Origin of the sequence: Nocardioides sp. NPDC051685 (genome assembly GCF_044453405.1) — a bacterium.
In the GTDB taxonomy this organism is placed as follows: Bacteria; Actinomycetota; Actinomycetes; order Propionibacteriales; family Nocardioidaceae; genus Nocardioides.
The window spans coordinates 877,509-896,475 of sequence record NZ_JBITCR010000001.1; the positions used below are offsets into that span (position 1 = coordinate 877,509).

An 18,967-nucleotide genomic window follows, 5' to 3' on the forward strand; every position below is an offset into this window, starting at 1 on the left:
CGGGGCGGGACCCGTCCCTGACGTACGGGCGCGCAACGCGCCGATACGGCCTTCCAGATGTCAGGGGCGCCCCGCGACGGTCAGCACATGAGGTGGGCGGCCACTGCTGCCGCCTGGACCCGGATCTCGGGGATGGCGGTGGCCTCGTAGAGCGCGCCTTTGCAGGGCGGGCCGACGGTCAGAAGATTCGGTACGACGCGGCCGTCTGCTCCGATGACCCGGCCGTCCTCGGTGACGTCGAGGCCGAGGCGGAGGGGGTCGGGGGCGATCAGGCCGCGCTTCTGGAGCGCGAGCAGGAGCGGGTTGTCGGTGCGGGTGATGTCGGGTGAGGGGCCGGTGCAGTTGACCACCGCGGTGACCTCGCGGTCGCCGTCGGCCAGCGTGACGATCGGACCGGCGTCCTCCACCCGGCAACCGAGCACCCCTCCGCCGAGTATCTCCAGGCGTCCCTCGGCCTGGTAAGTGTCGAGGAGGGCGGCGATGCGCGGGGCCATGCGGTGGCGGCGTACCTCCCACTCGCGGGCGTAGACCTCGCGGAAGCGACGGCGCTCGGGCTCGGGCAGGCGGCGCCAGATCGACTGTGTCGGGCCGCGGAGGCCGTCGATGACGGCCCGCCAGTCGACGCCGAGGTCGGCCGCGTGCTCGATCTGGTCGCGTACGAGGCGGACGATGCCGTCGGCGGTCAGCGGTCCCTCGGGGATCGGGGTCACCCAGGAGGTGAACTGGTCGTCGACGTGGGGGTTGGGCACCAGGCCGTGGCGACTCACCATGATCACCCGGCGGGCCGGGGAGTCGTCGAGCAGCGTGACCGTCGTGTCGACGGCGGTCAGCCCGGTCCCGACGACGAGCACGGTCGCATCCTCCGGCAGCGTGCTGATCCGGGCCAGGTCCCAGGGGTCCGACAGATTCCACGGCGCCTCGGGCAGACCGTCCAGCGGCTGGGGCGGCGGGTTGCCGTAGGCGAGGACGACGGCGTCGGCGGCACGGCCGACATCGTCGCTGGTCAGCACATGGAAACCGGCACCGACCGGTTCGACGTCGATGACCGTCTCACCCACCGTCCCCAGCGTCCCGGGACCACTCTCGGCCGCACCGGCGAGCCGGTCACGCAGGTAGCGCGCGTAGTCGCGTCGGGGCAGGAAGTCGATCGGGCCCAGCTCGATGCCGGCCTCGGCCGCCCAGTCGAGCAGATCGTCACGATCGTCGGGGAAACCCGACATGTTGTTGGCCCGGACGTTGAGGAGATGACGGCCGTCGGTGGTCGAGTAGGCCACCCCGTAGCCGGCCTCTCCCCGTGCCTCGAGGAGCGTGACCGACGCACCTCGGCGGAGCAGGTTGATCGCGGTCAGCGTGCCGCTGGCTCCTCCTCCGATGATCGCCACCGTCGGGGTGGAGGTCGGCGTCGGCGGCGCGGCATCTGTCGTCACTCCGACAGGGTAACGACACTATCCAGGCTTTGTTCACCGGGTTACTCGCATATCAGAGAAACCGCACAAATCTATTTGCAAAGATCTCTTTGCATTCTACGGTTGACGCATGGCAGCACGCGAGATCGTCCCCGGAGTCGACCAGCTCAAGGCCCTCACCCACCCCGTGCGCGTACGCATGCTCGGGATCCTCCGCATCGACGGGCCGGCGACGGCGACCACTCTGGCCGCTCGCCTCGGCATCAACAGCGGCGCGACCTCCTACCACCTCCGACAGCTCGCGCAGCACGGGTTCATCGAAGATGACGAGAGCCGCGGCAACGCCCGGGAGCGCTGGTGGAAGGCCGTCCACCAGATGACGGTGACCGGCGACAGCGACGTGCCCGAAACCGCCGAAGGGCAAGAGGCTCTCGGCGCCTATCTGCAGACCGTCGTCACCATCTACACCCAGCAGCTCCAGAAGGCACTCGAGGAGCGCGAGCTCATCGCCAAGGAGTGGCGCGAGGTCTTCAACCTCAACGACCGGGTCGTACGCCTCACCCCGAGCCAGGCCCGGCGGCTGCAGGAGCAGGTCAACGAGGTCGTCTTCGGCTTCGAGGACGACCCCGACGGCGAGCCCGTGACGGTCCAGTTCCACACCTTCGCCCTGCCGGGGCACCTCGGCCCCGACCCAGAGAAGGACTGACCCATGAGACTCCCCCTCTACGGCTGGCTGGCCGCCGAGACCATCTCGCTGGTCGGCACCCGCATCTCGATGCTGGCGTTGCCCTGGTTCGTGCTCGAGACGACCGGCAGCCCCGCCAAGGCCGGCCTGATCGCACTCTTCGAGATGACGCCGCTGCTGCTCAGCAAGATCTTCGGCGGCCCGGTCATCGACCGCATCGGCCCACGCCGCGTCGCGATCGCGTGCGACCTGGGCTCGGCCGTCGTGGTCGGCCTCATCCCCCTTCTGTACGCAGCAGGCCAGCTGCACTTCCCGATCCTGCTCGCTCTCGTCGCCCTCGCCGGCGCGCTGCGCGGCCCCGGTGACGCCGCGAAGTCGTCGATGATCCCGCAGCTGGTCGAGGCGGCCGGCGTCCCGACGGAGCGGGCCACGGGGCTCCACTCGTTCGTCGAGCGCACCGCCTCGATGCTCGGCGCCGCCGCGGCGGGGCTGCTGATCGGGCTGGTCGGCGCGACCAACGCGATCGTGATCGACGCCGCCTCGTTCGCGGTCGGTGCGCTGGTGCTCGCGGTGACGACCGCCGGGCTGACACGGCTCCGCGCCCCCGAGCCCGCCGAGGCGTCCGCGGACCCCGCCTCCTACCGTGCCCAGCTCGCCGAGGGATGGCACTTCCTCCGCCGCGACCGGGTGCTCCTGGGGATCGCGTTCATGGTCGCGCTGACCAACCTGATCGACCTGGCCTGGAGCAGCGTACTGATGCCCGTATGGGGTCAGGAGCACGCCGGCCCGGAGACGATCGGGCTGCTGTTCGCCACCTTCTCCGGCTTCTCCGCGCTGGGATCGGCCGTGGCCGCGGCGCTCGGCGACCGGATGCGCCGCTACCCGACGTACCTGGTCTGCTTCCTCGTCACCGGGATCCCGCGCTTCCTGGTGATCGCGTTCGGGGCGCCGCTGTGGGTGGTGTTCGTGGTCTTCGCGATCGGCGGGACCAGCAGCGGGTTCATCAACCCGATCCTGGGCGCGATCCAGTTCGAGCGGATCCCCGCGCACGTGCTCGGCCGGGTGATGTCACTGATCTCGGCGTTCGCCTGGGGGCTGATGCCGCTCGGTGGGCTGCTCGGCGGCAGCCTCGTCTCTGCCTTCGGCCTGACCACGGCTCTGGTGGGCTGCGGAATCGCGTACTTCGTGGTCACGATGTTCCCGGCCGTCGACCCGACCTGGAAGCAGATCGAGCGACGTCGCCCCGCGGTGCCAGTCCGCGAAGAAGCTCTGCGGTAACTCCTGGGGCGGACGCGATGGTTGCCGTCGAGGCCAAGCCGTGGTCGCTGGCCCGAGTATTCGGGCGGACGTCAGCCGATCAAGTCGGACGTCGGGCGCCTCGACAAGCTCGGGGGTTTTGACCAACTCGGTCCCCGGACTAGCTCTCTTGCGAACGAATGAATTTTCGTTCACCCGCGCAGTGGGTTTTGCCGCCCGCGAACCTGTCATGCTGGCGGGGTGGAGGATCAGCTGCTTGCGGAGCTTCGGTTGCCGTCGCCGGTTGTCGAGATAGACGATGACCGGTTCGCGGCGGCGGGAGTGCGGGTGCTGCTGAAGCGGGATGATCTGATCCATCCCGAGGTTCCGGGGAACAAGTGGCGGAAGCTGAAGTACAACGTCGCGTCGGCTCGGGAGCACGGGTTCGAGACGCTGCTGACCTTCGGTGGGGCGTACTCGAACCACATCAGGGCGACGGCCGCGGTGGCGGCCCGGTTCGGGTTCGGGTCGATCGGGGTGATCCGGGGCGAGGAGCATCTGCCGTTGAAGCCATCGCTTCAGTACGCCCGCGTGCAGCGACGCTACTTAGATCATCGCCCGCTGTACTCCTGCTGGGCTTCCAATCCAGTCGACCTCTCGCAAAGAGCAAGAGTCCACTCGCCGGTTTTCACGTCCAGTTGACGCCCGAATCCGACCCACAGCCCGCCCATGCTGCGCCCATCTGAGGCGATGACCAACTGAAGCGCGCCATGGTACGTGGCACCCTCGTAGGGGCCATCCAGGGCCGTCGCCTCACGCCAGGTGCCGGTCGCCACTGGCGGCTCAATCGCGAGATCGAGACTGAGCGTCGAACCGGACGAGTGCGGCAAGTTGGTGGCGAGCAGACGATCACCCTGCTCGTGCATCACGACGTAGTGTTCGTAGACGTGGTCCGTCGACTGGCCAGAACCGCGGAGCACGTACCGCGAGAGCCATATCCCTTCAAAGCTAGGTACATCCGGGCCCATTGCCATCACCGACTTCTTCACCGCGGGGCATCTGCTTAGCCCATCGCACGCTACCCGAAGCCGCTGCTCACGATGACCGATTCGACACCGACACGACACCCGCCGTATCGGTTCAGTCGACCTCTGCGGTAAGCGGGCTCAGGTCGTACTGCTGGCGCGTCGCCGCATCAGTGGCGGTGTCGACCAGGTCGAGGTTCCACGGCCCGGAGTCCACACGGAACTCCTTGTCGAACCCGACCCACTTGCCTGCCATACTGCGGCCGGTGGGGTCGACGATCACCTGGAGGGCCCCGTGGTACACGGCTCCTTGGTAGTAGCCGGCGACGGCTGTGTGTTCTATCCACGTGCCTGTTCCGATAGGGCCACGCATCGTGAGCGTCAGTGACACCGGCGAATCGTTGGAGTTCGGAAGGCTTTCAGCCGACAACTGGCTGCCGTTCTGGAGAATGACCACGTGGTGGTGGCGGGAAATTGCACCCCGCGCAGTGCTCTCATATGTGTAGTGGCTGTGCCATATGCCGCTGAGGGAAAGCCCGTAGGCCGTGGTCGGATCTGGTGACGTCAGTTCGTCCTGCGTTGTGCCGAGGGCCTTGGCAATGAACGAGAGCCACTCACGCGGCGTGCGCTTTCCTTTCTCCCACCGGTAGATCTCCTGACGACCCAATGTGCCCGCCGTGACTCCGGCCGCTCGACATACCTCGGCGGCCAACCTGTCCTGGCTCCAGCCGAGTTTTTGCCTGCGCTGGCGGATCCTTTCCCCGATCTCCACTTCCTCATTCTGGCCTACACCTGGCCTACATGCAGGGCGACACGAGGCATCTACTGCCTCCTTTACCCGGGCGGCAGATTGAGGGCACGGCCGGGGCGGTGGACGCAGCGAGCATGCCCCGGGTGAGGGCGCGACTCTTCTGCCCCGCCGCCTTGGCCGATCCAGGTGATGGTTGTGATCGGAGGACCGGGACATGGACGTGGCCAAAACAGGCCCAGCAGGCGACCTTGGCGGCCGCCGGATGACGCCGCGGCGATCGCTGCCCGGACGCCCACGCCACATCCCCGCCACCAGCGCGAAAGCACCACGCGACCAGGTGCTCGATGCCGCTGCCGAACTCTTCGTGACCAGGGGGTTCGCGGCCACCTCGACCCGGGAGATCGCGGAGCGGGTCGGCATTCGGCAGGCGTCGCTCTACTACCATTTCGCGGGGAAGGACGAGATCCTCGCTGAGCTGCTGCAGCGCTCCGTACGTCCCACCGTCGACAAGATCGCCAAGATCGAGGCCCTGGTCCCACCTCAGACCCACGCGACCGCGCTCTACCTCCTCGCCCTCATCGACATCCGCACCCTGACCGAGGCACCCCACAACGTCGGCATCCTCTATGGACAGTCCGACGTGACCAACAGCGAGGTCTACGCCGAGTTCCACCGCGCCCGCCAGGAGCTCGTCGACGCCTACGGCCGCCTCGGCCTCAAGTCCGCCTCACCCGACATCGCTGCCGATACCGACGCCCGAGAGCTCGGCGAGATGCTGATGCACTCGATCGAGGTGGTCACCGAGATCCGAAACGGCGGGAAGACGGTGACACCTCAGCGGGCGAACCGCATCGCGGCGACGGCGCTGAGGATGTGTGACGTCCCCCAAGAGACCATCGCGACCGCGGCCTCGACGGCAGCCGGGCTGCTCGCCGAGTTCCACCACGTAGGCTCAACGTGGTGAGGAGCGCCAACCTGTGAGCCCCGACCTAAGCCCCGCCGACGTCGCCCACCGGCAGCGGGTCACCGACGTTCATCTGGCCGCCGCCGACCGGTTCGGCTGCACACTGGACCAGGAACGGCGGTGGGGTTGGTACGACCGTTCCGTGTCCGGCAGCGCCACGCGCGATGGCCAGAAGGTCTGGGTTCGCACCGTCACGGAGCAGTCCCAGTGGGTCGCCACGCTGTACTGCCACAGCCTCCTCGTGCCCGATACCGCAGCCACGATCAGGCATCGCTTCGCCTACATGCTCGACACACCCGACGGGCAACGCTCACAGCTCCTCGCGATCGCCCGCATGCTCGGCCGGACCCGCATGGGCGACTACACCGACCTCGTCGTACCGCTGCACCGACGTGCCGACGAGATTCTCGGCCGCTGAAACCGCTAGCAGGCTTCCCGCAGCCGCGGGATCCTAGGGATCCCACCGAGCCGCTTGTGGTAGCGGACCTGCTCGGAGTAGTCCTCCAAGAGCGTCCACAGCGCCTTGTGAGCAGGCCACGGGATGGACTCGCCGGGAGCGGCCCAGGTCGAGCCGAAGCCGATCCAGACCGGGACCCAGTCCTTGGCGCAGTCCCACTCGCCGCGCTTGGACATCAGCAGCTTGTGGCGGATCTGGAACGCGAGCCGCTGGCCGTCCTTCACGATCGGCGCCGCGCACACCCGCCACAGCGGCATGTCGAGCGACATCAGCTCGATCTCGATGTCGCCGAGAATGCGCGGGTCCACCAGGACCGTAGCGACGTTCTCGTGCGGGCGCCTCATGAAGATCACGCTAGCGGCGAGCGCCGACATTCGCGGCCGATCCGCCAGGAGCGAACATCGCGGCCTGATTCACCACCCAGCGGGACAGGGCGTACGCAGCGGGCCTATCATCCTCCCCAACTCGATCGGGCAGGGAGGCCCGAGGGAGGGACCGCGCGAAGCGCGGATCGAGGAAGGACCCTAGGTTGGCATCCCCGAGGCAGCCCAGAACGGGCGAAGAAGCCGAGAAACGCGCCGCGGAGCATCTGCATTCCCTCGGCTGGCCCGACGCCGCCCCCTCGGGCAGCACCGCGGCCGCCGACGTCGACATCATCGGCGGCCGGCCCGACAACGTCGTCGTCGCGCAGGTCGTGCTCACCCGCGCACCGACCGAGGCTCGCAGCGTCTGTGCCGTACGCGGCGCGGGCTACGCCTACGATGCCCGGACCGTCGCGCTGTTCAGCCGCGCGGGCTACACCTCGGACGCGGTCGAGTGGGCCGACAAGGTCCGGGTCGCGCTGTTCGAGTTCGCCTCCGACGGCTCGATCCGCCCGCACGGGAAGCACGCCGCCGAGCTGGTCACCACGGCCACCGCTCCGGCGCCGCCGGTCCTCGGCCGGGCGCCCGAGCCGACACCCGGTCGCCACGTCGACTCCACCCGCACCGGGAGCTTCAGCTTCACCGCGAAGATCCCCGCGGTCCGCCCGCGCCGGCGGGCCGGCGACAAGGTCGCCGAGAAGGTCGCCGAGAAGGTCACTCCGGATGTCGCGCCGGACCCGACCCCGACGTCCGTCGAGAACGGCACCGGCCCGCTCACCGGCCCGCTCCCGGCGTACACCACCATGAGCATCCCCAAGGCACCTACGCCGCCGACGGACGCGCGGTGGGTTCCCGACGGGCTCGGCCCGATCCTGGACTCGATCGCCCGCGCCCCACAGCTGCCGGTCGTGCTCGTCCTGGGCTCGGACCAGCGGGCCGAGTGGGTGCGGCAGACCTTCCGGGTGGCCACGATCACGGTCACCGACGAGAGCGTGCTGCCGATGCTGCTGTCGCTGGTGACGGGCCGGGAGTCGCAGTACGCCAGCGGCGACTCCTATCACAAGGTCGACGGCCTCAAGCCCCAGGGCGAGCGAGCGCTGGAGTCCTGGCGGGCGTGGGAGGCCTACGACCGCGCGATGGCCATCTACCGTCGCGCCGTCTGAGCCCGGCCCTCAGCAGTAGCCGAGCATCTCGCCGAGCGCCTGTCGCTCGCTGTCATCGGCCGCGAGCGACCAGCGCGCCTTGGTCTCGACCCAGCGGGCGGCGTACGCACACTGGAACCCCTTCCGCGGACGCCAGCCCGCCGGGTCGTCGTCGCTCTTGCTCATGTTGGTGGGGCCGTCGACGGCGAGCAGGTTGCCGAGATCGTTGGCGAACGCACGGCGGCGGTCCTCGGACCACCTGCTCGCTCCGGAGCGCCAGGCCTCGGAGAGCGGCACGATGTGGTCGATCTGGATCGCCTGGGCCTGCCGGGGCTCCTTCAGGTCGGTGAAGGTCAGGCGGCGGCCGGTGTAGGGGTCGACCCACGTCCCGGCGAGCACGTCGTGATCGCACCTGCCCTGTTGCCCGGTCCGCACCTCGACGGCGTCACGCCGGAGCACGTCGTCACGCTGGTTGCACCCGTTGCCATCCCCGTCCGCCCAGCCGCCGCCGAACGACGAGCGCTCGTACGCAGCCAGCCCCTCCGGCCGCCGCGCGACCGTCGCCAACCCGGTGAGGTCGCGGCGCACCTTCCGCACGTCCACCGGCCCACTCGACGGCTCCGCCGTCGCAACCGGTGGGGGCGTACGCCGGTCCGTCGGTGCGTCCTCCGGGAGCCACGACGAGACCGCCCAGCCGGCGATCGCCAGCAGGACGACCAGCAGCCCCAGCGCCGTACGTCTTCCCACGCCGACGCATTGTGCCCGCGACCACCGACAGCGCGAGGTCAGTCGACCGGCGCGCCCTCCAGCTCGTCGACGAGGACGAGGCCGCGCTCGGCCCAGGCGATCGCGCTGCGCGCCTGGTCGATCAGGCCGTCGTAGGCGAAGATCTTGTAGCGGACGATCCGGTCCCACTCCCGCTCGTCGTAGCGCTCGAGCCGGCTCGCCAGCGTGGGATGGCTGCGGTCGACGAGCGTGGCCCGGGTGGCCACGAGCATCGCCAGGTGTTCGGTCCAGTAGTCACGGAACTGCTCCAGCTCGGCGCGCGCGGCGCCGGGCTCGGCCCACTCCAGGTAGGCCGCCTTGAGGTAGGCGGGCTCGCGCTGCCGGCGGATCTCGATGGGAGCGTCCATCCACTCCCGGAAGGCTGCGATCCCGGCCTCGGTGACGGCGTACTCCTTCTTGGTGCCCTTCTTGCCCCACGGCACGACCGCCGACTCGAGCAGGCCGTCGCGCTCCATCCGGTTGAGCTCCGGGTAGATCTGCGAGTCGGGCGCGTGCCACACGTGGGCCACCGACTGGCTGAACTGCTTGGAGACGTCGTAGCCGGTCATCGGGCGCGACGTGAGCAGCGCGAGCAGCGCGAACCTCAGCGACATCGTGACCCCTCCCCCATCGCAGTGACCGTGGCGCGAGCGTATCCAACTCTTGCCACTAACTATAGACATAGGTAGTTTGTGACGAGCACAACACCTATCCCCATAGGGAGTTCCCCATGACCATCCTGGATTCCCCGCCGATCACCGCGGCCAGCAAGATCTTCAACTTCCCCCGCAACGCCTGGTACGTCGCGGCCTGGGACCACGAGGTGACCGCGAAGCAGCCGCTCGCCCGCACCATCGCCGGCGTCCCGCTGGCGCTGTGGCGCAACAGCGACGGCCGTGCGGTCGCGCTGGCCGACGCCTGCTGGCACCGGCTCGCGCCGCTCTCGAAGGGCAAGGTGCTCGGCGACGAGATCCAGTGCCCCTACCACGGGCTGCGCTACAACTCCGCCGGCCGCTGCACGAGCATGCCCGCGCAGGAGACGATCAACCCGAGCGCGACCGTCCCGTCCTACCCGGTCGTCGAGCGCTACCGCTACGTGTGGGTCTGGGTGGGCGACCCCGACCTCGCCGACCCCTCCGACGTTCCGGACATGCACCAGATGGACTCCCCCGAGTGGGCCGGCGACGGCGAGACGATCTACGCGCCGTGCAACTACCAGCTCGTGCTCGACAACCTGATGGACCTCACCCACGAGGAGTTCGTGCACAGCTCGAGCATCGGGCAGGACGAGCTCTCCGAGGCCGAGTTCGAGGTGAGCCACGACGACACGCATGTCACCGTGACCCGCTGGATGCGCGACATCGACGCGCCCCCGTTCTGGCTGAAGAACATGCGCGACAGGTTCCCCGGCTTCTCCGGGAAGGTCGACCGCTGGCAGATCATCCACTTCGAGGCCCCCTCGACGATCTGCATCGACGTCGGCGTAGCCAAGGCCGGCACCGGCGCCCCCGAGGGCGACCGCAGCCAGGGCGTGAACGGCTTCGTGATGAACACGATCACCCCCGAGACCGCGCGCACCTCGCACTACTTCTGGGCGTTCATGCGCAACTACCGCCTGGATAGCCAGACGATCACGACCCAGCTGCGCCAGGGCGTGCACGGCGTCTTCGGCGAGGACGAGGAGATGCTGGCCGCCCAGCAGCGCGCGATCGACGCCAACCCGGACCACGAGTTCTACAGCCTCAACATCGACGCCGGCGGGATGTGGGTACGCCGGATCCTGGACCGCATGCTGCAGGCCGAGGGTCTCCCCGCCGCCGCGGCTGCGAAGTGAGGCGGCCGCCATGGCAGTGAACACCCAGACCTGGTGGCAGCAGGGCCGCGTGGCCGAGACCGACGAGCTCGCCGAAGGCGTACGCCGCATCGTGCTCGCTCCCGACCGCCCCGTCCACGCCGCGCCCGGCACCCACATCGACCTCCGGCTGGACCTCGGCGGGCACGTCCGCAAGCGGTCCTACTCGGTCGTACGATCCGAGGACGGTGGCCGTCGCCTCACCCTCGGCGTGCAGCTGGCCCGCGAGTCCCGCGGCGGATCGCGCCACATGCACGGGCTCGTGGCCGGTGACACGGTCGAGATGACCGGCCCGGTCCAGAGCTTCCCGCTCGGGGTCGGCGCCGACCGCTACGTGCTGGTCGCCGGCGGCATCGGCGTCACCGCGCTGGTGGCCATGGCCGACACCCTCCGCCGCCGCGGCGCCGACTACACCCTCGTCCTGGCGGGCCGGAGCCGACGCGTGATGGCCTACCTCGACGAGCTCGTCGAGGTGCACGGCGACCGCGTCCGGGTGTTCGTCGACGACGAGGACGTACGCCTCGACGTGGAGGGGCTGGTCGGCGAGATCGCCGGCTCCCCGGCGGCGGCGCGGACCGAGATGTACATGTGCGGGCCGATCCGGCTGATGGACGCGATCCGCCGGGCCTGGGTCGCCCACGAGCTGCCGGAGCCCAACCTGCGGTTCGAGACGTTCGGCAGCAGCGGTGCCTGGGCCGCCGAGGACTTCGTCGTGCACCTCCCCCAGCTCGACCGCTCCGTCCGCGTCGGCAAGGACACCTCGATGCTCGACGCCCTCGAGGACGCCGGTGTCGACGTGATGTGGGACTGCCGCAAGGGCGAGTGCGGTATCTGCCAGGTCAAGGTCCTCGACGTCAGCGGCCGGATCGACCACCGCGACGTGTTCCTGAGCCAACGGCAGAAGGAGACGTACGCGTCCTTGTGCCTCTGCGTCGCCCGCGCCACCCGCGGCGAGCCCGGCGAGCCGGCCGCCGTCACCCTGCATCTTCCGTGACCCCCCACCCCGAAAGAGACCCGAGATGAACCTTCGTGCGCGCATCGACGCCGCCGCGATGACTCCGTATCAGTGGATGGTCGTCGCGCTCTGCGTACTGCTGAACTGTCTGGACGGATTCGACGTGATGGCGATGGCCTTCACCGCCTCCTCGCTGACCGAGGAGTTCGCACTGAGCGGCTCGGAGCTCGGCGTGCTGCTGAGCGCCGGCCTCGTCGGCATGGCGGTCGGCTCCCTGGCGCTGGCCCCGGTCGCCGACGTCATCGGCCGCCGGCCGCTCATCCTGGTCAGCGTCGGCCTGGCGACCATCGGCATGCTGCTCTCCGCGGCCGCCCCGTCGGCCCTCCTGCTCGGCCTCGCCCGCGTCGTCACCGGCCTCGGGGTCGGCGGCATCCTGGCCAGCACCAACGTGATCGCCAGCGAGTACGCCTCGGCGCGCTGGCGCGGCCTGGCGATCGGCCTCTACACGGCCGGCTACGGCATCGGCGCCACTCTCGGCGGTGTGGCCGCACGCGGCATGCTCGCCGATCTCGGCTGGCGCAGCGTCTTCGTCGCCGGCGGCGTCGCCACCGCGATCGCGCTCGTGCTCCTGATCGTGCTGCTGCCCGAGTCGGTCGACTTCCTGGTCCAGCGCCGGCCGCGGCAGGCCGTCGAGCGGATCAACCGGATCCTCGGGCGGCTCGGTCAGGACGCCGTCACCGCGGACTCGCTCGGGTCGGCGCCCGTGCCGACTGGGCGTCGCAGCGGCAACCCCGGCGTACTGCTGGGTGCCGACCTGCGCCGCTCGACCCTGCTGATCTGGGTGGCGTTCCTGGCGACGATGTTCGGCTTCTACTTCGTCAACAGCTGGACCCCGCAGCTGCTGGTGACCTCGGGGATGGCCGAGGCGGACGCGGTCACCGCCGGGATGATGCTGGCGCTGGGCGGCACGGCGGGCTCCGTGCTCTACGGTCTCGTCGCCTCCCGGCTGGACAGCCGCCTGGTCCTGATCGGCTTCACAGTGCTCTCGGCACTGACGATGGTCGTCTTCATCACCAGCACCGCGCTGCTCACGGTCGCGCTGATCATCGGCGTGGGCGTCGGCGCGCTCATCAACGGCTGCATCGCCGGCCTCTACACGATCACCCCGGCCGTCTACGGCACCGAGATCCGCAGCACCGGCATGGGCTGGGCGATCGGCATCGGCCGGATCGGCGCCATCCTGTCGCCGATGCTCGCCGGGCGCCTGCTCGACGCCTCGTGGACCCCGGTGAATCTGTACGTCGGTGCTGCCGTCGTCGTCGCGATCTCCGCCGTCGCGCTGCTCTTCCTGCGGACCGGGCGGGCCGCCCGGACCGTTCCCGACATGGCCTCGGCCTAGGCGCACGGAAACGGCCCGTCCCGGGTGCAACCGGGACGGGCCGTGGACCGTCTAGATCGGCAGGACGCCCGCTCGGGGCGTACGACCGACGAGGAGTCAGCCATGACCACATCCCGCCTCCAGCTCCGTGCCGCGCTCGCAACGATTGCCGTGGCCGGACTGCTCGGCCTGGCCGGGTGCGGGAGCGACCCGGCAACGTCTTCCGGATCGCCCTCGCCCGTGCCGTCCTCGGCTCCGTCTTCGGAGCCCTCCGCGACCCCCACCCCGGTGCCGTCGGAGGTCCCGGTCTCCACGACCCCGTCGGCCGAGCCGACACCGAAGCTCGACTGGGGCGGCCCGCTGGCGCCCGGCGCGTTCGGGAAGATCAAGGCCGAGGGCAACGTACGCACCCTGGTCGATCAGGGCTGGATGACCCGCGACACCGCGCGCGAGGATGCCTGTGAAGGCAAGCATTGGAGGTGGGCCGACCAGCTCGGCGACGGCGTCGATCTCACCTACGACCAGCAGGGCAACATCGGCTCCTTCGGGATGAGCAAGCCCGTCCTCGAGACCGCCCAGGGCGTCACGATCGGCGACACCCTCATGGTGCTGAAGGACGTCTACGGGATGGGCTCGGAGAAGACCAACGACTACGGCCAGACCACCTGGATCGTCCAGGACGGCGACCGCTGGATCGGCTTCCTCCTCTCCGGCAACACCCGAGACTCGAAGATCGAGTTCATCGAGGTCTCCGTCGGGCACCAGCCCGGCCTGCTCCGCGACGGCTGCTGAGGAGGCGACGTCGGCCTTCGATGGTCAGTGGTGCGGTGACGTCATCGGGTGATCGGGGCGGTGCCGGTCGCGGCGATGGACAGGTCCCACAGCCGTGCGGCTGCACTGGGGTCGATGGCGTAGGCGCGGACGCCGCCGTCGTCCATGGACGCCTCGGGGGCGGAGATGCCGGCGACGTCGCAGTCCTCCAGGTAGAGGCCCCCGCAGTCGGCGAGGAGAGGGGAGGTGGCGGCCCACAGGCCGGTGGCGGCGCCCTGGGAAGGGGTCTTGAAGTCGGTGGCGATCACGGTGCCGTGCTCGTCCACCCACCCGCGGTCGATCTGTTCTTGGAGTGCCATCTCCCGCTGCAGCCCGGTGATGATCTTGCCGGGATGAAGTGAGAAGGCTCGGACGCCGTCGCTGCGCCCGAGCGTGTCGAGGTGTACGGCGAAGAGAGCGTTGGCGGTCTTGGCCTGGCCGTAGGCCAGCCACTTGTCGTAGCCGGTGCGGAAGTGCGGGTCGTGCCAGCGGATGTCGGTCAGGGTGTGGCCGGCGGAGCTGTTGACGACGACGCGTGCACCGTCGGCGGCGGCCAGGAGCGGATAGAGCTCGCAGGCGAGGGCGAAGTGCCCGAAGTGGTTGGCGGTGAGCTGGCCCTCCCATCCGGGTCCCACGCGCCGTTCGGGAGTGGCCATCACCCCGGCGACGGCCATGAGCAGGTCGAGCCTGGCCAGGGAGTCGCGGATGTGCGCGGCGGCGGCCCGCACGCTGGCGAGGTCGGTCAGGTCCATGTGGATGACCTCGCAGCCCTTCACATTCGCGAGTGCGGCCCGCGCGATGTCAGGCCGGCGCGCCGGAACGATGACGCGGGCTCCGGCGGCCGCGAGGGTACAGGTGGTTTCCAGGCCGAGCCCGGAGTAGCCCCCGGTCACCACGGCATTCATGCTGGACAGGTCGAGGCCCGCAGTGACGTCCTGGGCAGTGCTGGTGGCGGAGAAGGGCGAGCCGAGCGGCTGCTGAATGCTGGTCATGCCGTCGAAGCTACGATCTAGAGCGAGGTCTAGATCAAGTCCTAGACTGCGACGCATGGCCAGCACCGAGACTCCGGCAACGCCACTGAGCATCGGCGACGTGGCGGAGCGGACCGGACTCAGCGTCCACGCGCTGCGCTTCTACGAGCGCGAGGGACTGCTCGTCGGACCGGTCCGGCGAACCTCCGGAGGCCGACGACGTTACAGCGCGCTCGACGTCGACTGGCTGCTGATCTGCGTCAAGCTACGGGAATCCGGGATGCCACTGGCCGACCTCAAGCAGTTCGCCGAGCTGGTGCGGCACGGTCCGGGAAACGAGGCGGAACGCCTGCAGCTTCTCGAGGCCCACCGGCGGCGCGTCGACGCACAGATCCAGGCACTGGAGGAGTGCCGGTCCGTCATCACCTGGAAGGTCGGCGTCTACGCCGACCACCTCGCCCGCGGCAAGGCCGAAGGACTCTGGGACCCCACGACCTGAAACGTCACCGGCAGCGTCAGCAAATCTGCTGCCCCGCAACAGTTAGCCACGCGGGTCGCCCTAGCCGGTCGCGCGAGTACGGTGGAGGTGACCGGATCCCGTTCTCGTGGAGGTATCCCATGTCCCGTCTCGCACCTGCTGCTGTCCTCGCGGTCGCCGGCCTGCTGACCCTGGCCGCCTGCGGGGAGGAAGCAGAGTCCGACGACCGTCGCGAGGTGAGCGCGAAGCTCGCTGACCCCTACGGGAAGAAGGTCGGGACCGTCGAGATCGAGGAGGACGACGGGGCCACCCAGATCAGCGTCCGAGTGAACGGGCTGTCGGCGGGCTACCACGCCTTCCATGTGCACACGACCGGCAAGTGCGAGGCCGACAGCGCGGCTCCGGACGACCCGTCGAAGACCGGCGACTTCCTCTCCGCGGGCGGCCACCTCAACCCCGACGACAGCGCCCACGGCGAGCACCTCGGCGACCTGCCGGCGCTCCTCGTGAACGAGGACGGCACCGCCAGCCTGGAGTTCGCCGGCCCCTTCACGCTCGACGACCTCCGTGACGCCGACGGCAGCGCGGTCATGATCCACGCCGGCCGGGACAACTACGCCAACGTCCCGGAGCGGTACGCCCCCGACGGCCCGGACGAGGACACCACCAAGACCGGCGACGCCGGTGACCGCATCGCCTGCGCGGTGATCGAGGCCGGCTGACCCGTCGCGAAATGAGGCGACGTACGTCATTCGGGACAGCAGACTGGAACGGTGACCACCGACCTCACCCAGACTGACATGGCCCACCTGCGACGCTGCCTGGAGCTGGCGGCAGAGGCCTTGGCGGACGGCGACGGACCGTTCGGGTCCGTCCTTGCCGACAGCACCGGAACGCCGCTCCAGGAGGGCCGCAACCGCGAGCACACGACCGGCGACCCGACCGCCCATCCGGAGATCGAGCTCGCCCGCTGGGCCGCGCTCCACCTCGACGAGGAGGCACGCGCCGGAGCGACGGTCTACACCTCCGGCGAGCACTGCCCGATGTGCTCGGCGGCGCACGGCTGGTCCGGCGTCGGCCGGGTCGTCTACATCGCCTCCTCCGAGCAGCTGACGCAGTGGCGGGCAGGTTGGGGCGCCGGCGAGTCGCCGGTGCGAGCGCTGCCGATCGAGGAGGTCGCCCCCGCCGTCGAGGTCGTCGGCCCCGTCCCCGAGCTGGTCGACGAGATCCGCGCGCTCCACCAGGCGGCGGCAGGGGTCTGACCGGCCTGGCGTAACCGCGAACACACGATTCTTGCATTGACTGCAACTTGCACTCAATGCAAGAATAGTGCCGTGCCCACCTCCACCCCGCCGACGAACGCCCGCGAGCGTCAGAAGCGGGAGCGTCGGCTGGCGCTGATCGAGGCCGCTCAGCGGCTGGTCGGCGAGCGTGGGCTCGATGACGTCACCGTGGAGGAGATCAGCGCCGCGGCGGGGTTGTCGACGCGTACGTTCTTCAACTACTTCGACTCCAAGGACGACGCGGTTCTCGGCATCCAGGAGATCGACCTCGATGCCGACGTGCGGGCTCAGTTCGTCGCCGGCGGGCCGTCGGGGCGGCTGATGACCGACCTGGAGGCGCTGGTGGCGGGCTTCCTCAAGGACGCCGCCCCCAACATCGAGCAGGTCGAGCGAGCCATGCGGCTGTTGACCTCGGAACCCCGGCTCATGCAGCGGCACGTCGCCTGGCACCAGCGCATCGTCGGCGAGTTCGAGGCGCTGCTCTCCGAACGACGCAAGGCACGGCCCTCCCCCGTCGACGACGACACGATCGGGATGGTCGCCGGCCTGCTGATGCGATCGAGCGCGCTCGCCTGGGCGCGGTCGGGTTACGAGGGCGATGCGGCGGCGCATCTGCCCGAGGCCGTCGCCCAGCTCCGCCTGCTCCTCGACGACTAGACGACCAGCCGCAACCTCTCGGGATTCTCACGTCACACGGCACCCGTGTGTCCTCACCTCTTCAACTCCTGCCTGGAAGGTCCAACCCATGAGCCACACGGTCGCGCCCGACGCGCCCGACAAGCCGTTGGTCGTGCTGACGCCGCGTACGATCTGGCTGATCTTCGGGGCCCTGATGGCCTCGATGTTCCTCTCCTCCCTCGACCAGACGATCGTGAGCACGGCGATGCCGACGATCGTCGGGGAGCTCGACGGGGTCGAGCACCAGGGGTGGGTGATCACCTCCTACATCATGGCGATCGCGATCGTGATGCCGCTGTACGGGAAGTTCGGTGACCTGTGGGGTCGCCGCTGGCCGTTCCTGGTCGCCGTCGCGCTGTTCACGCTCGGCTCGCTCTTCGGCGGCATGGCGCAGACGTTCCCCGAGCTGGTCGCCGCCCGCGGTCTCCAGGGGCTCGGCGGTGGCGGGCTGATGATCCTGTCCCAGGCGATCATCGCCGACGTCGTGCCGGCCTCCGAGCGTGGCAAGTACATGGGTCCGATGGGCGCGCTCTTCGGTATCTCCGCGGTGATCGGGCCGCTCCTCGGTGGCTGGCTCACCGACGGCCCGGGCTGGCGCTGGACCTTCTGGATCAACGTACCCGTCGGGATCATCGCGCTGGTCGTGGCCTGGTACGCCCTGAGGCTGCCCTCGCACCGCTCCGGACGTCCGGTCGACTGGCTGGGGATCATGTTCATGGTGCTCTCCACCTGCGGCATCGTGCTGCTGACCTCGTGGGAGTCGCTCGGCCACGACGGCTACGACTGGTCCTCGCCCCAGCTGCTCGGACTCTTGGTCGGCACCCTGGCGTCGGTCGCGGCGTTCATCGTCGCCGAGACCCTTGCTCCTGAGCCGCTGATCCCGCTGCGGCTCTTCAAGAACCCGACCTTCACCGTCACCACGCTGATCGGCCTGGTGCTCGGGATGGGCATGTTCTCGGCGATGGCGATGCTGCCGACCTTCCTGCAGATGTCGACCGGCGCCTCGATCACCGGCTCCGGGCTGCTGATGCTGCCGATGATGGCCGGCCTGATGCTCACCGCGATCGTCTCGGGGATCATGATCTCGAAGACGGGTCGCTACAAGATCTTCCCCGTCGTCGGGCTGCTCATCACCGCGGCCGCGATCGCCTGGATGACCACGATCACCGGCGACATGTCGATGGTCGTCTTCGGGCTGATGATCTTCGTGCTCGGCGCCGGGATGGGCCTGGTCATGCAGACCATCGTCCTCGCCGTGCAGAACGCGGTCGACCCGCACGAGCTCGGCACCGCGACGTCGGCGAACAACTTCTTCCGGGAGATCGGTGCGACCGTCGGCACGGCCCTGTTCACGACCGTGTTCACCACGCGGCTGACCGACAACTTCGAGGGCCTCGCGGAGAAGATGGCGGCTTCGGGGATGATGCCCGCGGACGGTGCCGGGTTCTCCGGCGGGAGCCTCACGCCGGCCGCTGTCGACAAGCTGCCCGAGCCGCTCCACGGCTGGGTCGTCGACGCCTTCGCCGAGGCGCTCGCACCCGCGTTCTGGTACCTAGTGCCGCTGGTCCTCCTCGGCTTCGCGCTCGCGCTGTTCCTCAAGGAGGTCAAGCTCTCCAACGAGGCCGGCATGGTCGCCCGCGGGGAGGCTGTCGCCGGCTGACCGCTTCCTGTTCCCTGCACCGAGGTGCCTGACCAGCATGTTTCTGCTGGTCAGGCACCTCGTTCGTACGTCACCAGGTGCTGTTGCCGAGTGGGCGCTAGTGTCTCGG

General features: G+C 69.5%; 21 protein-coding genes. 15 read left to right on the forward strand and 6 right to left on the reverse strand.

What is annotated here, in order from left to right:
- Positions 1-80 precede the first annotated feature (80 nt).
- Entirely contained in the window at positions 81-1,427 is a 1,347-nt protein-coding gene (locus ACIA03_RS04240) for an FAD/NAD(P)-binding protein (RefSeq protein WP_396979553.1), read from the reverse strand.
- Positions 1,428-1,536: 109 nt separating this feature from the next.
- On the opposite strand from ACIA03_RS04240, the gene ACIA03_RS04245 reads away from it, so the two are divergent.
- The 3 genes from ACIA03_RS04245 to ACIA03_RS04255 all read left to right on the forward strand — a co-directional run bounded on the left by ACIA03_RS04245 (position 1,537) and on the right by ACIA03_RS04255 (position 4,029).
- Positions 1,537-2,112, forward strand: coding sequence for an ArsR/SmtB family transcription factor (locus ACIA03_RS04245; protein ID WP_396979554.1), 576 nt, complete (start codon positions 1,537-1,539; stop codon positions 2,110-2,112).
- 3 nt (positions 2,113-2,115) lie between these two features.
- Positions 2,116-3,369, forward strand: a complete 1,254-nt coding sequence (locus ACIA03_RS04250) for an MFS transporter (protein ID WP_396979556.1) — start codon at positions 2,116-2,118, stop codon at positions 3,367-3,369.
- A 219-nt stretch (positions 3,370-3,588) separates the two neighbouring features.
- Complete coding sequence (locus ACIA03_RS04255) at positions 3,589-4,029, forward strand: hypothetical protein (RefSeq protein WP_396979558.1); 441 nt, start codon at positions 3,589-3,591, stop codon at positions 4,027-4,029.
- Positions 4,030-4,467: 438 nt separating this feature from the next.
- On the opposite strand, the gene ACIA03_RS04260 is transcribed toward ACIA03_RS04255, so the two are convergent.
- On the reverse strand, positions 4,468-5,124 hold the full coding sequence (locus tag ACIA03_RS04260; RefSeq protein WP_396979559.1) for a helix-turn-helix domain-containing protein: 657 nt from the start codon (positions 5,122-5,124) through the stop codon (positions 4,468-4,470).
- A gap of 241 nt (positions 5,125-5,365) precedes the next feature.
- On the opposite strand from ACIA03_RS04260, the gene ACIA03_RS04265 reads away from it, so the two are divergent.
- Both ACIA03_RS04265 and ACIA03_RS04270 read left to right on the forward strand, forming a co-directional pair.
- Positions 5,366-6,067, forward strand: a complete 702-nt coding sequence (locus ACIA03_RS04265; RefSeq protein ID WP_396979561.1) for a TetR/AcrR family transcriptional regulator — start codon at positions 5,366-5,368, stop codon at positions 6,065-6,067.
- A 13-nt stretch (positions 6,068-6,080) separates the two neighbouring features.
- Positions 6,081-6,485, forward strand: coding sequence for a hypothetical protein (locus ACIA03_RS04270; RefSeq protein WP_396979563.1), 405 nt, complete (start codon positions 6,081-6,083; stop codon positions 6,483-6,485).
- A gap of 5 nt (positions 6,486-6,490) precedes the next feature.
- Here ACIA03_RS04270 and ACIA03_RS04275 read toward each other — a convergent pair whose 3' ends face one another.
- Positions 6,491-6,868 carry a hypothetical protein gene (locus ACIA03_RS04275; protein WP_396979565.1) on the reverse strand — a complete coding sequence of 126 codons (378 nt, stop codon included), beginning with the start codon at positions 6,866-6,868 and terminating at the stop codon, positions 6,491-6,493.
- Between the two features lie 185 nt (positions 6,869-7,053).
- Here ACIA03_RS04275 and ACIA03_RS04280 point away from each other — a divergent pair, with 185 nt between their 5' ends.
- A complete protein-coding gene (locus ACIA03_RS04280; RefSeq protein ID WP_396979567.1) occupies positions 7,054-8,049 on the forward strand; it encodes a hypothetical protein in 996 nt (331 codons plus the stop codon).
- A gap of 9 nt (positions 8,050-8,058) precedes the next feature.
- Here the strand turns inward: ACIA03_RS04280 and ACIA03_RS04285 are convergent, their stop codons facing one another.
- Positions 8,059-8,775: an HNH endonuclease family protein gene (locus ACIA03_RS04285; RefSeq protein ID WP_396979569.1), complete on the reverse strand. Its 717-nt coding sequence runs from the start codon at positions 8,773-8,775 to the stop codon at positions 8,059-8,061.
- Positions 8,776-8,813: 38 nt separating this feature from the next.
- Entirely contained in the window at positions 8,814-9,407 is a 594-nt protein-coding gene (locus tag ACIA03_RS04290) for a PadR family transcriptional regulator (protein WP_396979571.1), read from the reverse strand.
- 116 nt (positions 9,408-9,523) lie between these two features.
- Here ACIA03_RS04290 and ACIA03_RS04295 point away from each other — a divergent pair, with 116 nt between their 5' ends.
- The 4 genes from ACIA03_RS04295 to ACIA03_RS04310 all read left to right on the forward strand — a co-directional run bounded on the left by ACIA03_RS04295 (position 9,524) and on the right by ACIA03_RS04310 (position 13,770).
- A complete protein-coding gene (locus tag ACIA03_RS04295; RefSeq protein ID WP_396979573.1) occupies positions 9,524-10,627 on the forward strand; it encodes a Rieske 2Fe-2S domain-containing protein in 1,104 nt (367 codons plus the stop codon).
- A 10-nt stretch (positions 10,628-10,637) separates the two neighbouring features.
- A complete protein-coding gene (locus tag ACIA03_RS04300; RefSeq protein WP_396979575.1) occupies positions 10,638-11,639 on the forward strand; it encodes a PDR/VanB family oxidoreductase in 1,002 nt (333 codons plus the stop codon).
- A 25-nt stretch (positions 11,640-11,664) separates the two neighbouring features.
- Complete coding sequence (locus tag ACIA03_RS04305; protein WP_396979577.1) at positions 11,665-12,999, forward strand: MFS transporter; 1,335 nt, start codon at positions 11,665-11,667, stop codon at positions 12,997-12,999.
- 102 nt (positions 13,000-13,101) lie between these two features.
- Positions 13,102-13,770 (forward strand): hypothetical protein, encoded by a 669-nt coding sequence (locus ACIA03_RS04310; RefSeq protein ID WP_396979579.1) that lies wholly within the window; start codon positions 13,102-13,104, stop codon positions 13,768-13,770.
- Between the two features lie 41 nt (positions 13,771-13,811).
- Here the strand turns inward: ACIA03_RS04310 and ACIA03_RS04315 are convergent, their stop codons facing one another.
- Positions 13,812-14,780 (reverse strand): SDR family NAD(P)-dependent oxidoreductase, encoded by a 969-nt coding sequence (locus tag ACIA03_RS04315; protein ID WP_396979581.1) that lies wholly within the window; start codon positions 14,778-14,780, stop codon positions 13,812-13,814.
- Positions 14,781-14,835: 55 nt separating this feature from the next.
- Here ACIA03_RS04315 and ACIA03_RS04320 point away from each other — a divergent pair, with 55 nt between their 5' ends.
- From ACIA03_RS04320 to ACIA03_RS04340, 5 genes are all read left to right on the forward strand, one after another.
- Complete coding sequence (locus tag ACIA03_RS04320) at positions 14,836-15,258, forward strand: MerR family transcriptional regulator (protein ID WP_396979583.1); 423 nt, start codon at positions 14,836-14,838, stop codon at positions 15,256-15,258.
- Positions 15,259-15,377: 119 nt separating this feature from the next.
- On the forward strand, positions 15,378-15,959 hold the full coding sequence (locus ACIA03_RS04325; RefSeq protein WP_396979585.1) for a superoxide dismutase family protein: 582 nt from the start codon (positions 15,378-15,380) through the stop codon (positions 15,957-15,959).
- A 51-nt stretch (positions 15,960-16,010) separates the two neighbouring features.
- On the forward strand, positions 16,011-16,499 hold the full coding sequence (locus ACIA03_RS04330) for a nucleoside deaminase (protein WP_396979587.1): 489 nt from the start codon (positions 16,011-16,013) through the stop codon (positions 16,497-16,499).
- 72 nt (positions 16,500-16,571) lie between these two features.
- Positions 16,572-17,177: a TetR/AcrR family transcriptional regulator gene (locus tag ACIA03_RS04335; RefSeq protein WP_396979589.1), complete on the forward strand. Its 606-nt coding sequence runs from the start codon at positions 16,572-16,574 to the stop codon at positions 17,175-17,177.
- 88 nt (positions 17,178-17,265) lie between these two features.
- Positions 17,266-18,858, forward strand: coding sequence for an MDR family MFS transporter (locus ACIA03_RS04340; RefSeq protein WP_396979591.1), 1,593 nt, complete (start codon positions 17,266-17,268; stop codon positions 18,856-18,858).
- The last annotated feature ends 109 nt before the right edge of the window (positions 18,859-18,967 follow it).

Excerpts from the sequence above, each read along its gene's own strand:
- ACIA03_RS04290 (WP_396979571.1), bottom strand. The coding sequence starts at position 9,407 with ATGTCGCTGAGGTTCGCGCTGCTCGCGCTGCTCACGTCGCGCCCGATG.
- ACIA03_RS04295 (WP_396979573.1), top strand. The coding sequence starts at position 9,524 with ATGACCATCCTGGATTCCCCGCCGATCACCGCGGCCAGCAAGATCTTC.
- ACIA03_RS04250 (WP_396979556.1), top strand. The coding sequence starts at position 2,116 with ATGAGACTCCCCCTCTACGGCTGGCTGGCCGCCGAGACCATCTCGCTG.
- ACIA03_RS04325 (WP_396979585.1), top strand. The coding sequence starts at position 15,378 with ATGTCCCGTCTCGCACCTGCTGCTGTCCTCGCGGTCGCCGGCCTGCTG.
- ACIA03_RS04320 (WP_396979583.1), top strand. The coding sequence starts at position 14,836 with ATGGCCAGCACCGAGACTCCGGCAACGCCACTGAGCATCGGCGACGTG.
- ACIA03_RS04305 (WP_396979577.1), top strand. The coding sequence starts at position 11,665 with ATGAACCTTCGTGCGCGCATCGACGCCGCCGCGATGACTCCGTATCAG.
- ACIA03_RS04340 (WP_396979591.1), top strand. The coding sequence starts at position 17,266 with ATGAGCCACACGGTCGCGCCCGACGCGCCCGACAAGCCGTTGGTCGTG.
- ACIA03_RS04310 (WP_396979579.1), top strand. The coding sequence starts at position 13,102 with ATGACCACATCCCGCCTCCAGCTCCGTGCCGCGCTCGCAACGATTGCC.
- ACIA03_RS04315 (WP_396979581.1), bottom strand. The coding sequence starts at position 14,780 with ATGACCAGCATTCAGCAGCCGCTCGGCTCGCCCTTCTCCGCCACCAGC.
- ACIA03_RS04300 (WP_396979575.1), top strand. The coding sequence starts at position 10,638 with ATGGCAGTGAACACCCAGACCTGGTGGCAGCAGGGCCGCGTGGCCGAG.
- ACIA03_RS04265 (WP_396979561.1), top strand. The coding sequence starts at position 5,366 with ATGACGCCGCGGCGATCGCTGCCCGGACGCCCACGCCACATCCCCGCC.
- ACIA03_RS04245 (WP_396979554.1), top strand. The coding sequence starts at position 1,537 with ATGGCAGCACGCGAGATCGTCCCCGGAGTCGACCAGCTCAAGGCCCTC.
- ACIA03_RS04275 (WP_396979565.1), bottom strand. The coding sequence starts at position 6,868 with ATGAGGCGCCCGCACGAGAACGTCGCTACGGTCCTGGTGGACCCGCGC.